Origin of the sequence: Avibacterium volantium, from assembly GCF_049366555.1 — a bacterium.
Classification (GTDB): Bacteria; Pseudomonadota; Gammaproteobacteria; order Enterobacterales; family Pasteurellaceae; genus Avibacterium; species Avibacterium volantium_A.
On sequence record NZ_JBMMGT010000013.1, the window covers coordinates 33962 to 48258 of the forward strand.

Genomic DNA, 14297 nt, shown 5'->3' on the forward strand with positions numbered 1-14297 from the left:
TCATTCCTTAATTCTTGATGTTAGATTTGCATTGTTTTTGAAAATTATTTAGTAAGTGTGCGGTAAGTTGTGCTTCATTATCTGCTACCCGTTTTTTAAGCATTGTGATACGGCATTGCAGACGATCAACTTGCCCGATAGCCTGTTGCACAGACAATGTAGGAAGTGTCGAAAGTTGCAAGTTTTTTAATTGGTTAAGACTATATTTCATTACAATAGATCCTTGCAAACTGGCTGCTAATTGTCGTTTTATATCAGCATCATTATTCAGTAAATAAACCAAAAAGCCCTTATCAAGTTCTTCCGATGGACACAGACGAGCATAGTTGTGAGAAAACGCATAGCCAGCACGCGCCTGACAGACTTGCACTGCCGTTCCTGAGATTAAGCTAAAAATGACATCGTCTTCTTGTAGCAGAGTAGGAGTGTCTGGCGTACAAATTTGCTTGCCCTGCGTAGATTCTGTTCGAGTTTCAAAATCCGCTTGTAGATCTGCTTGATCATATAATAAGTAGCAAGGGCTGCCAGCTTGTTCATTTAGCCGAGAAAGCGGCGTACCGATTTCAAATCGTACAAGATCTTGTAGTTTCATTTTGTTCCTTATTGAAATTACAAAGTTAATTTGCATTATATGCTTGTATGATTCTTCGTCAATATATTTTTTGTTATTTTTAGAAATAACATTTTTGTTTTACAAAAAACACCAAAAAATCCCACCGCACTTTTCCCCCTAACTCTGCCAAAAATCTGTTAAAATATCCTCACTTCAACGAATGATTAGCTAAGGATACGGTTATCGAAAATTGGCAGCGGGGCTTTGTTTTGCATCGTAGGGCGTACAGCGAAACGAGTTTATTGGTGGATTTGTTTACGGAAGAAACGGGGCGTTTGACGGTGATTGCGAAAGGGGCGAGAACAAAGCGTTCAGCGTGGAAAAGCATTTTGCAGCCGTTTACGCCGTTGCTTCTGCGTTGGACTGGAAAGGGGGAGCTAAAAACCCTGACTAAAGCCGAAGCGGCATCGCTCACTTTGCCAATGCAGCCTACGGCGCTTTATAGCGGTTTTTATGTGAATGAGTTGCTGATGCGTTTGCTGGCTGTTGAGACCCCTTATCCTGAGATTTTCCAAGACTATCTAAAATGTATTACGGGCTTGGCGAGTGTGTCTGAGTCTGTTGAACCAAGTCTGCGAACCTTTGAATTTCAATTACTTACAGCAATGGGCTATGGCATTGATTTTTGCCATTGCGCAGGTTCAGGCGAGCCTGTCGATGAAAATATGACCTATCGTTATCGCGAAGAAAAAGGCTTTATTGCTTCTTTAATTAAGGATAATCTCACTTTTTATGGCAGAGAACTGTTGGCGTTTGAGCGGCGAGAGTTTCACGATCAGGCGGTGTTGCAAGCGGCGAAACGCTTTATTCGCATTGCTTTGAAGCCTTATTTAGGCAGTAAGCCTTTGAAAAGTCGAGAATTATTCACCCAACATATTTTGTATCAGAAATAACCTATGGCATTACTTTACTCCCCGAAAAAAGTGGAAAAAAACCACCGCACTTTTACTGCGCAAGTGCAAGATTTAGATTATCAAGGGCTAGGCGTGGCAAAAATTCAAGGTAAAACGTGGTTTATCGAAAATGCGCTGCCTGATGAAAAAGTGCAGATTGATGTGTTGGAAGAAAAGCGTCAATATGGCAAAGGGGTAGCGAAAAAATGGCTGCAAACTAGCCCACAGCGTGTGCAGCCTGCTTGTGCGCATTATGCAAAATGTGGTGGCTGCCAAACTCAGCATATTCCCTTGGCAATGCAGCGGGAAGCTAAAGAGCGCGCCTTATTTCAGCGTTTAACGAAATTGCAAGCTGAACCTATTACCTTAATGCCCCGAATCGTGGGCAGCCAATGGCATTATCGCCGCCGTTTGCGTTTGAGTATAAATTGGGATAAAAAGCAGGGGCTGCGCATTGGTTTTCGGCAAAAAAATTCACAAAATATTGAGCCAGTGCAATCTTGCCTTGTGATTGAAACGGCACTCAATCATTTGTTGCCAAAAATCACCGCACTTTTGCAAAACTGGTCTAACCCGAAAAATTTAGGCCATATTGAACTGGTGCGAGCGGATAACGGTGTGGCATTATTGCTACGTCATCAAAAAAATTTGGCAGAAAACGACCGCACTTTGTTGCTTGAGTTTGCTCGCCAAGAGCGCTTAATGCTGTTCGTGCAAGATGATGTGCAAATCCAGCAGCTTTATGGCGAAAGCCCTTATTATGAATTGAACAATGGGCAACGGCTGCATTTTGATGTGCGTGATTTTATTCAGATCAATCCGCGACTCAATCAAGCAATGATTGACACTGCACTAGATTGGCTCGAGTTAAGTGCCCAAGATCAGGTGCTGGATTTATTCTGTGGAATGGGTAATTTCACCTTGCCTATAAGCCGTCAAGCCAAGCAAGTGGTGGGCGTAGAAGGCGTGGCGGAAATGGTGCAGAAAGCGACACAAAATGCGGAACGAAATGGCTGTAAAAATGTCCAATTTTATCAAGGTGATCTGGCACAATCTTTTGCTGAACAACAATGGGCAAGCCAAGCATTTAGCAAGATTTTGCTCGATCCCCCACGCACGGGCGCAGCATTTGCAATGCCGTTTTTGTGTCAGTTACAGGCAGAAAAAGTGTTGTATGTGTCTTGTAATCCCGCAACGCTCGTGCGCGATGCACAAATGTTGTTGCAAGCAGGCTATCAATTAACCCAAGTGGCAATGATCGATATGTTCCCAAATACGGGGCATTTGGAGAGCATTACTCTCTTTGAACGGAAATAATAAATAGGAAGGCGTTATGGTTGCTGTTCGAGGTTCACACCTACTTAACCCGAAAGATTTTGTGATTGAACAATGGAGCGAAAGCTTAGGGCTTTCTTCCGAGCTGGCAGAGAAGTTGGTGCTGGCTTGGCATTATTCGCAAGATAAAATCCAGCAGCACCAAAACACGGTGGAAAATCCGCAGCTGCACTGTTCGCTATTTTCAGGGGTGGAAATGGTGGAAATTTTGCACAGCCTGAATATGGATAGCGAAAGCCTGATCACGGCAATGATTTATCCTGTGGTGAGCCATAATATCGTTGCGCTGGAGCAAATTAGCGAAGATTTTGGCACAGCGATTAGCAAGCTGGTGAAAGGCGTGCTGGAAATGGATAACATTCGCCAGTTAAACGCGAGTCATTCTGCCAATTCCCTGCAAGTGGATAATGTGCGCCGTATGCTGTTGGCGATGGTGGACGATTTCCGTTGCGTGATTATCAAACTGGCTGAACGCATTGCCTTTTTGCGTGATGCGGAAAATTGCTGCTCGGAAGAAGAGAAAGTGCTGGCAGCAAAAGAATGTGCCAATATTTATGCGCCCCTTGCCAATCGTTTAGGCATTGGGCAACTGAAATGGGAGTTGGAAGATTATTGCTTCCGCTATTTGCACCCTGAACAGTATCGAATGATCGCCAAGTTGCTGAAAGAACGCCGTTTAGATCGTGAGCAATATATTGCGGATTTTGTGGCAGATCTGACCCGCTATTTACAAGAAAATATCGATCAAGTGGAAGTGTATGGTCGCCCGAAACATATTTATAGCATTTGGCGAAAAATGCAGAAAAAACACTTAGAATTTAGTGATTTATATGATGTTCGCGCGGTGCGAGTGATCGTCCAAAAGCTGCAAGATTGTTATTCTGCCCTTGGCATTGTGCATACCCACTTTAAACATTTGCCGAAAGAATTTGATGATTATGTGGCAAACCCGAAACCGAACGGTTATCAATCCATTCATACCGTGGTGTTGGGCAAAGGCGGCAAGCCCGTGGAAGTGCAAATTCGCACCCAACAAATGCACGATGATGCTGAGCTTGGCGTGGCGGCACACTGGAAATATAAAGAGGGCGTAACAGGGCGTTCTGCCTATGAAGATAAAATTGCGTGGTTGCGTAAATTATTAGCGTGGCAAGATGATATTACCGATTCTGGCGAAGTGATTGCCGAGTTACGCAGCCAAGTGTTTGATGATCGGGTTTATGTGTTTACCCCAAAAGGTGAAGTGATCGACCTGCCAACTGGCTCAACGCCGTTGGATTTTGCTTATGCCATTCATAGTGAGATCGGGCATCGTTGCATTGGCGCGAAAGTGGGTGGACGCATTGTCCCCTTTACTTATCAGCTGCAAATGGGCGATCAAATTGAAATCATCACGCAAAAAACGCCAAACCCAAGCCGAGATTGGCTTAATCCGAATTTAGGCTTCACCAACACCAGCAAATCGCGTGCCAAAATTGCGGCGTGGTTTAAGAAATTAGATCGCGATAAAAATATTCCAGCAGGTAAAGAGCTGTTGGAAAATGAAATTGCACGTTTAGGCATTGCGCTCAAGCAAGTGGAGCAGTATGCCTTGCCGCGTTACAATCTGAAAAATTTAGAAGATTTGTATGCAGGCATTGGCGGCGGCGATATTCGCCTTAATCAGCTGATTAACTTTTTGCAAAGCAAACTGATTAAAACCACGCCACAAGAAACCGATGAACAGATTTTACGCCACGTTGCACAGAAAAGTGCGGTGAATTCTGCGCAAAAAAATGAGTCAAAAGGCTATGTGATCGTAGAAGGCGTGGGCAACTTAATGCACCACATCGCGCGCTGTTGCCAGCCAATTCCCGGTGATGACATTGTGGGCTACATCACAATGGGGCGTGGCATTTCTATTCACCGCAGTGATTGCGAACAGTTTTTAGAATTGCAAGCCAGCCACCCAGAACGCGTGGTGGAATCCGTTTGGGGCGAGAGCTATGCCAGCGGTTTCCGCATTAGTATTCGTATTATCGCCAGTGATCGCCACGGCTTGTTGCGTGATATTACCACGGTGTTGGCTAATGAAAAGATCAGCGTGCTAGGCGTGTCTAGCCGTACGGATACGAAAAAACAAATCGCCACGATGGATATGGAAATTGAGCTAAACAACGTGCAAATGCTGAGTAAAATCCTCGCTCGTTTAGCAAAATTAGATGATGTGATCGAAGCAAAACGTTTATAAGAAAAGCGGTTATAAGCAAAAATAAGTGCGGTGGTTTTTCGTGTAATTTTGTTGCGATTAAAGCGAAAAATTGAGTTATCCCATTCAATAAGTTAATAAGGAAAGAAAATTGGAAAAAACAACGGGCTTGACCCATTTAATCAAATCCACAGGCTATTCAATGCAAGGCTTAAAAAGTGCTTTCAAAAACGAAACTGCCTTTCGCCACGAAGTATTTTGTGCGTGCATTTTAATCCCTTTGGCGTTTTTCTTGGCTGACGACAAAATCGAATTGATCTTGATGATTGGTTCAGTGTTGTTAGTGTTAGCGGTAGAGTTGCTCAATAGCGCAGTTGAAGCCGTAGTGGATCGCATTGGCACGGAACATCACGAGCTTTCAGGACGCGCCAAAGATCAAGGCTCAGCCGCCGTGTTTGTAACGTTGATTATCGTTGCGCTAACCTGGGGTGCTATCCTTTTTTTCTAACAGAAAATAAAAGTGCGGTGCAAAAATTTTGAGTTTTTCTGTGAGATCGCAATCCTGATCAATTTTATTTTGCATTTTGCGTATTGTGTTTTGTGATTTAGCTGATAGGAAAAATTCGATGAAATAAAAAAGCGCTGAGTTTCTCAGCGCCTTTATATTCCAAACTATGTCTTTAATAATTAAAGCACATCAACGCAATTTAAATCTTGGAAAGATTTTTCTAAGCGTTTAGACATTGATTCTTCAGATTTGCGTAACCAAACACGTGGATCGTAGTATTTTTTGTTTGGTGCGTCTTCGCCTTCTGGGTTACCAAGCTGACCTTGAAGATAAGCTTCGTTGGCTTTGTAGAAGTTTAAGACACCTTCCCAAGCTGCCCATTGTGTATCTGTATCAATGTTCATTTTCACTGCACCGTAGCTGATTGCTTCACGGATTTCTTCCGTTGATGAACCAGAACCGCCGTGGAAAACGAAATCTAATGATTTTGGTGGAAGACCACGTTCTTTAGAAACGAACTCTTGTGATGCACCTAAGATTGACGGTTTTAATTTCACGTTACCTGGTTTGTAAACACCGTGTACGTTACCAAATGCCGCAGCAATGGTGAAACGTGGGCTTACTGGGTTTAATTGATCGTAAACGTAAAGTACGTCTTCAGGTTGAGTGTATAAACGAGATTCATCAACATCAGAGTTATCTACGCCGTCTTCTTCCCCACCAGTGATACCGATTTCAATTTCAAGGGTCATACCCATTTTGCTCATACGCGCAAGGTATTCACGGCAGATCGCCATATTTTCTTCCATTGGCTCTTCAGAAAGATCGATCATATGTGATGAGAAAAGCGGTTTGCCAGTTTCTGCGAAATGTTTTTCACCCGCTTCTAATAAGCCGTCAATCCAAGGTAATAATTTTTTCGCTGCGTGGTCAGTGTGAAGAATTACTGGCACACCGTATTCCGCGGCTAATTCGTGAACGTGTTTTGCTCCTGCAATCGCACCTAATACATCAGGACGAGCGCCGCTTGCTGGTTTAATGCCTTTACCCGCATAGAATTGTGCACCACCGTTAGAGAACTGGATAATCACAGGCGCTTTAACGCGTGCTGCGGTTTCTAATACGGCATTAACAGAGTCTGTCCCCACGCAGTTTACTGCTGGGATTGCGAAATTGTGTTCTTTTGCATAGTTGAAAACTTTTTGTACATCATCGCCAGTTAATACGCCCGGTTTTACAATGTCTAATAATTTTGCCATTTTTCTGTTTCCTATTTAGTGAATAGTGGTTTTTAATATGAAAAGGGCGTACTGCATTCGCCACGCCCTAAAATCAATGAATTAGTTTTTTGCACGTTTTTCTAAGATTTCAACGGCTGGTAATACTTTGCCTTCTACGAATTCTAAGAACGCACCGCCACCAGTTGAAATGTAAGAAATTTTATCTTTGATGCCGAAAAGATCGATCGCTGCAAGGGTATCACCGCCGCCTGCAATAGAGAACGCCCCGTTTTCTGTTGCTTCTACAATGGCATCAGCCACGACTTTTGTCCCGTTACGGAAATTCGGGAATTCAAACACGCCCACTGGTCCATTCCAAAGGATAGTTTTTGCGCTTCTAATGATTTTCGCTAATTCTTCTGCGGATTTTTCGCCAATATCGAAGATAGATTCATCTGCTTTAATGTCATCAACAGATTTTTCAATCGCTGGCGCAGTTTCAGAGAATTCTAAGCCTACGCGCACATCTGTTGGCACTGGGATTTGTGTTGCTTTTGCTAAGCGTTGTGCTTCAGGGATTAAATCTGCTTCGTATAAAGATTTACCCACATCTTTGCCTTCTGCAGCGATAAAGGTGTTGGCGATACCGCCACCTACGATCAACTGATCTGCTACTCTAGAAAGGGAATCTAACACGGTTAATTTGGTTGATACTTTTGAACCACCCACAATGGCTAACATTGGACGTTGTGGCTCTTTTAAGGCTTTGCCTAAGGCATCTAATTCCGCCGCTAATAATGGGCCTGCACAGGCGATTGGTGCAAATTCTGCCACACCATAGGTTGAGGCTTGCGCGCGGTGTGCCGTACCGAATGCGTCCATTACGAAAACATCACAAAGTGCGGCGTATTTTTTACCTAATTCTGGATCATTTTTCTTTTCGCCTTTATTGATACGCACGTTTTCAAGTACAACGATTTCACCGTCATTCACTTCTACGCCGTCTAAATAATCACGCGCTAAACGCACGTTAAAACCTGCGTCTTTTAAATAATCAACCACAGGTTGGAGGGAATCTTCAGGTTTAAATTCGCCTTCGGTTGGGCGACCTAAGTGAGAGGTAACCATCACTTTCGCGCCTTTTTCAAGGGCGAGTTTTAAGGTTGGAATGGTTGCTTGAATACGCGCATCAGACGTTACTTTGCCGTCTTTTACTGGCACATTCAGGTCTGCACGAATAAATACGCGTTTGCCTGCTAAATCTAGGTCGGTCATTTTAATTACTGACATAATTTACCCTCTTTATATAGTTTAAAAATAAATAGAACTGCTCGCATTATACCTAGTTCAAGCTAGATTGTAACTGCTTTAGATCAAATTATCCGCTGGATTTTTTTAATTCTCAGAAATAATAGATCTTTTAATACTTCAAATCGAGCCAAATTCCTCTAGCGCGGACAATCCATCACTTGCCACTGCAAATCATAGCAAATAAATAATTCATTATGGCTTGCGCCCAAATACGCCCCTTTCAGCTGCGGGTTATGTTTTTTTAACCAGGCAAACAATTCTTTACGCGGTAAATTGCGATCAGGTAAATTCAAAGTGCGGTATAAATTTTGCTGTTTTTCAAAATAAGCGTTGGCATTTTTGAAAGCGCAAGCGCCGTGCTTTTCCCATTCCCCTTGTAATAAATTCGCACTCGGGCTATCTGCTAGATAAGGTTTAATCACCGCAGGATCGACCATCGGCAAATCGCCCTGACAAAAACGCGGATGATCGCTGACCGAACGCGCATTGGCATTTTGCGGCCATAAGCCGTGGATCACCCAGCCATATTGTTGCGTGCCACATTGGCTCATTAAAGATTGCGGCAAGTTGCCGTTGTAACGTTCTTTTTGCGCTTGGCAAAATCCCGGCGACCAAGACAACGCGAGCATATAATAATCCACAGGTGCGCTTTTATTTTGCCCAATGGCGTCATCGCGCATAATGTAATCATAATTCTCGCCAAGCGGTGCTGGTGTATTTTGTTGCGTTGGTGTCTTTGCTTGATTTTGCTGAGATTGCGCCGTAGCTTCAGGTTGGTGTGTTTTTTCGCTAGGCTGAAAATAATTCCAAATCAATGCAATGCCTGCAATGATTAATGTGCCTAAAAAAGAAAGTCCTTTGTTGTTTTTCTTGCTCATTTTGTTTTGCCTATTTAATTTTCCTTGCCGATTCTTTATAATCTCGCCCTTTCAATGATTTTAGGGGAAATTATGGCACTTTTAATTACAGATAAATGCACAAATTGCGATATGTGCTTGCCAGAATGCCCGAATGATGCCATTTCCGTGGGCGATGACATTTATGTGATCGATCCCAATCTTTGTACAGAATGTGTGGGGCATTATGATACCCCAACTTGCCAAAAAGTTTGCCCGATCACCAACTGCATTAAGCCCGATCCCGAGCATCAAGAAAGCGAAGCCCAATTGTGGGAACGCTTTGTGTTAATTCATCATTCTGATCAGTTATAGCCATTTAAAGGGTTTTCTCCGCCCATTTTGCCAATAACACGCCCGCTGCCACCGCAACATTCAAGCCCGCTTTCAGCGGATTGGCAAGGGATAAATTCACTACTTCATCGTGATTTTTTGCCAAATTTTCACCCGCACTTTCGCTTAAAACAAAGACCACTTTATCGCTCAATTTTAGCTGAGCGAACGGCTTCGCTTGCTTGCTTTGGCTTAAATGCACGATTTGATAGCCTTTTTCACGCAATTTTTCTAACGCCTGTTCACTGCTATCGACAAGCAAAGTATGCACATATTCTGCACCACCTTCTGCTACACGCATTGCCGCAGCAGAATTGAGTAAATCTGCTTCGCTTAATACTAAACCTTTCACGCCATAGACCGCACAAGTTCGCACGATCCCACCAATATTATGCGCGTTATGCACATTATCGAGTAAGATCAACGCATCTTTTTCGCGTGGAATATCCAAATAACCGCTCAATGTAAAATGACGTGGCTTTTTCACCAACATACAAATGCCGTTGTGATGTTCCGTGCCGCTCACCAGTGTAAGCTCTTTGCTATCGACAACGTGATAGACTTTTTTATTCGCCGCCAAATAGCTAAATAACTCACCCACACGGTGCGCCATTTCCACGGTTGTCCACACGCGAACAATGCTTTCAGGACGCTCTGCAAATAACGCAAGGCACGTATTTTCGCCATACACTTTCATTTCTTCTGCACGATTTTTCTTAATTTTTTCTGGCGCGCGAGGGGAAAGTGGGCCGGTTTTTTTCTGCTTTTCTTTCACGCCCGTGCTTTTTATCACCACTTTCACATTGGCTGTACCACGCGCATTTCCCATCGTCAATTCTGTGCGTTGTTGCACTTTTTCAGCAGATTTTGTCGCTGTTCTTTCACGCGAGAAAGTGCGTTTGTCGTCCTTTTTGCCACGCGAAGAATGAGGGGAAAAGTGCGGTGCTTTTTTATCTTGTTTTTCGCCAGAATAGCGTTCATTGAAGCGTTTGCTGGAATCTGCTTGCTGGAAAGTCGGTTTTTTTGCGTTCATTTTATGTTGCCAAATTGTGATAAAAATGGGAAAAGTGGGCGAATTTTCACCGCACTTTGTGAGAAATTGAATGCATTATAGCGAAAAAATATCTTTTTTCTACCAAGCCAAGAAGTAAATATTGTAAACTACAAGGCTGAAAAAATGGATTATCAAAATTAGAGTAAAAAATTATGTTGATAAATAAAACGAAAAGGGCAGAAGAAAATTTGCAAGCTTTGCCGAGTTTGGCGCTACAACCCTCGCAAATTGATTTTCTTCATCACCCTGCGGAATTTAAGCAACAAATTATCCAGCTTATTCGTGAAGCAAAAACGCGCATTTATATCACCGCACTTTATTGGCAAAATGATGACGCGGGGCAAGAAATTTTAAATGAAGTGTTTGCCGCTAAAAGCCGTAATCCCGAGCTTGACGTGAAAATTTTTGTCGATTGGCATCGCGCGCAGCGCAATTTGCTTGGCGCAGAAAAATCTGCCACCAACGCCGATTGGTACTGCGAACAACGTGCCATTCATCAATATGGTGAACACGCCCATTTGTTTTTCGGTGTGCCAGTGAACACGCGCGAAGTGTTTGGCGTGTTGCATATTAAAGGCTTTATTTTTGATGATACCTTGTTATATAGCGGGGCGAGCATTAATAATGTGTATTTGCAGCAAAATGAAAAATACCGCTACGACCGTTATCATAAAATCACCCATTCCGCCCTTGCGGATTCAATGGTGAGGTTCCTGCAACAGTATCTCCTGAGTAATCAAGCGGTGCTACCGTTGGATAATTCTGAACGTCCAAAAACCAAAGAAATTCGCCAGCATATTCGTGCTTTCCGTAAAGGCTTGGCAGCAGATGGGCAGTATAAGTTTGTCAACGAAGAAAATTCTGGCTTAAAAATCACCCCACTTTTTGGCTTAGGCGGTGGTGCAAACCTGCTTAACCGTACGATTGAAGATCTTTTCCAAATCGTGCAAGAAAAATTGGTGATCTGTACGCCATATTTCAATTTTCCACGTCCATTACAACAAAAAATACGCCGTTTACTACAAAAAGGCAAACACATTGAAATTATCGTGGGCGACAAAACCGCTAACGATTTTTACATTCCCCCTTCACAGCCGTTCAAAATGGCGGGCGCACTGCCTTATTTATATGAAAGCAATTTACGCAGTTTCAGCCAAAAATTTGAACAGCAAATTGACCAAGGCCAGCTTGTTATTCGCACTTGGAAAGACGGCGAGAACAGCTATCACCTAAAAGGTGTATGGGTGGACGATAGCCATATTTTATTAACTGGCAACAACCTAAATCCTCGCGCTTGGCGTTTAGATGCAGAAAATGGCTTGCTCATTCAAGACCCAGCCCAACAGCTGCAAGCCCAAGTGCAACAAGAGCTAGCCTGCATCCGCCAACACACCACCCAACTAAAACACTACACGGAACTGGACGAACTCTCACAATACCCAGCCCCCGTGCAAAAACTACTAAAAAAATTCGCCCGTATCAAAGCGGATAAATTGGTGAAGATGATTTTGTAAGGTGGCTAAATCTCCCTAGATTTTCAAATATTTGCTATCTTTCAAATCTCCGTTGTTTTTCAACTTTCCCTAATCCTATACATCTAGAAAGTTAAATATTGAGCTCTGTATTGCACAGGGCTCAAGTTGTTTAATGCAGGTTTAATCCGCACTTTGTTATGATAGCGAATATACTCATGCAGCGCCTCCTACAGCTCTACGATATTGACAAAGCGATTCGGGTAAAAACATTCCGACTTCACAATGCTAAAAAAGCGCTCTATCACCGTATCATACCAATTCCCCTTGCGACTCATGCTTTGAATCGCCTTCTCCAAATCCATCATCGGCGAAAGATACAGTTTTTCATTCCCTACGCGAAATTCGGTCACATCAGTGACCCACTTCTCGTTTAACGCCTTCGCTTCAAAATTTCTTGCCATCAAATTTGGGGCGAGATAAGCGGTTCTTCCCGTCTTCATACGCTTTTTCGCTTTTGCGCAGGAACGGATATTTAGGTGACGCATTTGTTTCAGCACTTAGATAATGTCCTTTCTCTTAAATAATACGGTAACCATCTCTTCCTTGATTCGCCCTAAATATGTCCAGTATCAAGTTATCAATGTCGTCTAACCCCTTGACTCTTCTTGCATAATAGAACGTAGCGCGAGGCAGTTGCGCTACTTTCAGTAATTCGGAAAGGGGAAATTGCGTCCTAAACTCTCGGACGGTGGCACATTTTTCCGCTTGAGTTTGAGATCTCTGAGCGCCAAAGACTTTTTTAAATAGGCATTCTCCGCACGAAGGTATTTAAGTTATTGTAATAAAAGTTTTTTTATCAGTTTTGACGGAGCGTTTGGGTAATTTCATCACATTCTTCTTCCGATTAGGCTGACGGATGAGGCCATTAATACCGTATTTCTTAACGCGTTGCAACCAAATCACAATTTGGCTATGGTTGGAAAGACCACAATATTCCGCCGTCTAACGCATGCTCATTTATTGTTTTGAAACTAATGAGATTGCTTGTAGTTTAAATTCTGTTGAATAATGTTTTCCTATAAAAAATCTGCTCCTTAATTTGTGGATGGTGTCCAATTTTTTGGGAGATGATCACTTATTTTTTCGTATAAAAATAAAGTGCGGTTGAAAATCATTGAATTTTTTGTGGCTACAGAAAATTCTATTTCTAAATATCCACTACAGGCTTAGTTTTCCGTCCAGCGTTTAAAAATAAGCGACGTATTCACTCCACCAAAAGCGAAGTTATTATTCATAACATAATCTGTGTGAATTTCTCTTGCGGCGTGGCGGATATAATCTAACTCACCACAACGTGGATCGATATTGTCTAGGTTGAGAGTTGGGGCAAACCAGCTATCCCGCATCATTTCAATGGAGAACCAAGATTCTAATGCACCGCACGCACCGAGTGTGTGTCCAAGATAGCTTTTTTGAGAACTAAGAGGTACGTTGCCAAATAAAGCGGCGGTGGCAAGGGTTTCTGCAATATCACCTTGTTCTGTGGCGGTGCCGTGTCCATTTACATAGCCAATTTGCTCAGGACGTAAGCCTGCGTCTTTTAAAGCCAATTCCATACAGCGTTGCATCGTTTCTTTTTGCGGACGCGTGATATGGCTACCATCGCTGTTCGCTCCATAGCCTACGACTTCTGCTAAGATTGTTGCATTACGCGCTTTGGCGTGTTCAAGTTCTTCTAAGACGAAGATCCCAGCCCCCTCACCGATCACCAAGCCATCACGATCCTGATCATAAGGGCGCGGTGTTTGCTGTGGTTGGTCATTGCGACGACTTGCGGCGTAAAGGGAATCAAACACATAAACTTGTGAAGGGCAGAATTCTTCACCGCCTCCAGCTAACATCATTGGGATCATTCCATATTTGATCGCCTCATAGGCATAACCAATGCCTTGGCTGCCTGATGAGCAGGCGCTGGAGGTAGGAATAATGCGTCCGCTTAAGCCAAAGAAAATGCCGATATTTGCCGCTGTGGTATGGGGCATCATTCGCACATAGGTATTAGCGCTGCTGGTGTTCGGATAGCCTGCCATCATTAAGCCAAGATCTTGAATATCTTTGGTACTACCTGATGATGAACCACTTGCTACCCCCATATTGCCATTGAGTACACAGGGATCTAGTTCGCCATTTTGCAATAACCCTGCATTTGTTAGCGCCATTTCAGCAGCATCAACACAAAGCTGAGCCACTTTCCCCATACTGCGTAACTGCTTACGATTCCAATGGCTTGGCGGTGTGTAGTTGTTGATCGGTGCACCAAGACGAGATTCAATTTCTCCGTCTAACTTGCCCCAATCCATAGTTTGCACCGCATTTTTTTGTTTTGCGAAGGCTTGCTTAATGCTCGCCCAATCACGCCCAAATGCGGTAATACCGCCAACACCTGTTACCACAACTCGTTTCATCATTTG

Annotated in this window: 14 protein-coding genes; 6 read left to right on the forward strand and 8 right to left on the reverse strand. The window is 43.2% G+C overall.

From position 1 onward, the window contains the following. Positions 1 to 7: 7 nt before the first annotated feature. Entirely contained in the window at positions 8 to 592 is a 585-nt protein-coding gene (locus ACLS0A_RS05820) for a restriction endonuclease subunit S (protein WP_416082639.1), read from the reverse strand. Between the two features lie 203 nt (positions 593 to 795). Between ACLS0A_RS05820 and recO the strand changes: the two genes are divergently transcribed. The 4 genes from recO (at position 796) to ACLS0A_RS05840 (ending at position 5537) form a co-directional block, all read left to right on the forward strand. Next, positions 796 to 1506, forward strand: coding sequence for a DNA repair protein RecO (gene recO / locus ACLS0A_RS05825; protein WP_103854492.1), 711 nt, complete (start codon positions 796 to 798; stop codon positions 1504 to 1506). Positions 1507 to 1509: 3 nt separating this feature from the next. Then, complete coding sequence (rlmD, locus tag ACLS0A_RS05830) at positions 1510 to 2823, forward strand: 23S rRNA (uracil(1939)-C(5))-methyltransferase RlmD (protein ID WP_416082640.1); 1314 nt, start codon at positions 1510 to 1512, stop codon at positions 2821 to 2823. Between the two features lie 16 nt (positions 2824 to 2839). After that, a complete protein-coding gene (relA, locus tag ACLS0A_RS05835; protein WP_416082641.1) occupies positions 2840 to 5071 on the forward strand; it encodes a GTP diphosphokinase in 2232 nt (743 codons plus the stop codon). 109 nt (positions 5072 to 5180) lie between these two features. Further along, positions 5181 to 5537 (forward strand): diacylglycerol kinase, encoded by a 357-nt coding sequence (locus ACLS0A_RS05840; protein ID WP_103854489.1) that lies wholly within the window; start codon positions 5181 to 5183, stop codon positions 5535 to 5537. A gap of 179 nt (positions 5538 to 5716) precedes the next feature. Here the strand turns inward: ACLS0A_RS05840 and fbaA are convergent, their stop codons facing one another. The 3 genes from fbaA to ACLS0A_RS05855 form a co-directional block, all read right to left on the reverse strand. Beyond that, entirely contained in the window at positions 5717 to 6796 is a 1080-nt protein-coding gene (gene fbaA / locus ACLS0A_RS05845) for a class II fructose-bisphosphate aldolase (RefSeq protein WP_416082642.1), read from the reverse strand. 81 nt (positions 6797 to 6877) lie between these two features. After that, on the reverse strand, positions 6878 to 8047 hold the full coding sequence (locus ACLS0A_RS05850; protein ID WP_416082643.1) for a phosphoglycerate kinase: 1170 nt from the start codon (positions 8045 to 8047) through the stop codon (positions 6878 to 6880). 158 nt (positions 8048 to 8205) lie between these two features. Further along, complete coding sequence (locus tag ACLS0A_RS05855) at positions 8206 to 8946, reverse strand: ribonuclease T2 family protein (RefSeq protein ID WP_416082644.1); 741 nt, start codon at positions 8944 to 8946, stop codon at positions 8206 to 8208. Positions 8947 to 9018: 72 nt separating this feature from the next. On the opposite strand from ACLS0A_RS05855, the gene ACLS0A_RS05860 reads away from it, so the two are divergent. Then, positions 9019 to 9279, forward strand: coding sequence for a YfhL family 4Fe-4S dicluster ferredoxin (locus tag ACLS0A_RS05860; RefSeq protein WP_017806339.1), 261 nt, complete (start codon positions 9019 to 9021; stop codon positions 9277 to 9279). 4 nt (positions 9280 to 9283) lie between these two features. Here ACLS0A_RS05860 and ACLS0A_RS05865 read toward each other — a convergent pair whose 3' ends face one another. Next, on the reverse strand, positions 9284 to 10330 hold the full coding sequence (locus ACLS0A_RS05865) for a TrmH family RNA methyltransferase (RefSeq protein ID WP_416082645.1): 1047 nt from the start codon (positions 10328 to 10330) through the stop codon (positions 9284 to 9286). 173 nt (positions 10331 to 10503) lie between these two features. Here ACLS0A_RS05865 and pssA point away from each other — a divergent pair, with 173 nt between their 5' ends. Beyond that, complete coding sequence (gene pssA / locus ACLS0A_RS05870; protein ID WP_416082646.1) at positions 10504 to 11865, forward strand: CDP-diacylglycerol--serine O-phosphatidyltransferase; 1362 nt, start codon at positions 10504 to 10506, stop codon at positions 11863 to 11865. An 83-nt stretch (positions 11866 to 11948) separates the two neighbouring features. On the opposite strand, the gene ACLS0A_RS05875 is transcribed toward pssA, so the two are convergent. The 3 genes from ACLS0A_RS05875 to ACLS0A_RS05885 form a co-directional block, all read right to left on the reverse strand. Continuing rightward, positions 11949 to 12047, reverse strand: a complete 99-nt coding sequence (locus tag ACLS0A_RS05875) for an IS3 family transposase (protein ID WP_416082663.1) — start codon at positions 12045 to 12047, stop codon at positions 11949 to 11951. A 6-nt stretch (positions 12048 to 12053) separates the two neighbouring features. Continuing rightward, positions 12054 to 12383: a hypothetical protein gene (locus tag ACLS0A_RS05880; protein ID WP_416082647.1), complete on the reverse strand. Its 330-nt coding sequence runs from the start codon at positions 12381 to 12383 to the stop codon at positions 12054 to 12056. Between the two features lie 669 nt (positions 12384 to 13052). Beyond that, positions 13053 to 14291 carry a beta-ketoacyl-ACP synthase gene (locus tag ACLS0A_RS05885; RefSeq protein WP_416082664.1) on the reverse strand — a complete coding sequence of 413 codons (1239 nt, stop codon included), beginning with the start codon at positions 14289 to 14291 and terminating at the stop codon, positions 13053 to 13055. Positions 14292 to 14297 lie beyond the last annotated feature (6 nt).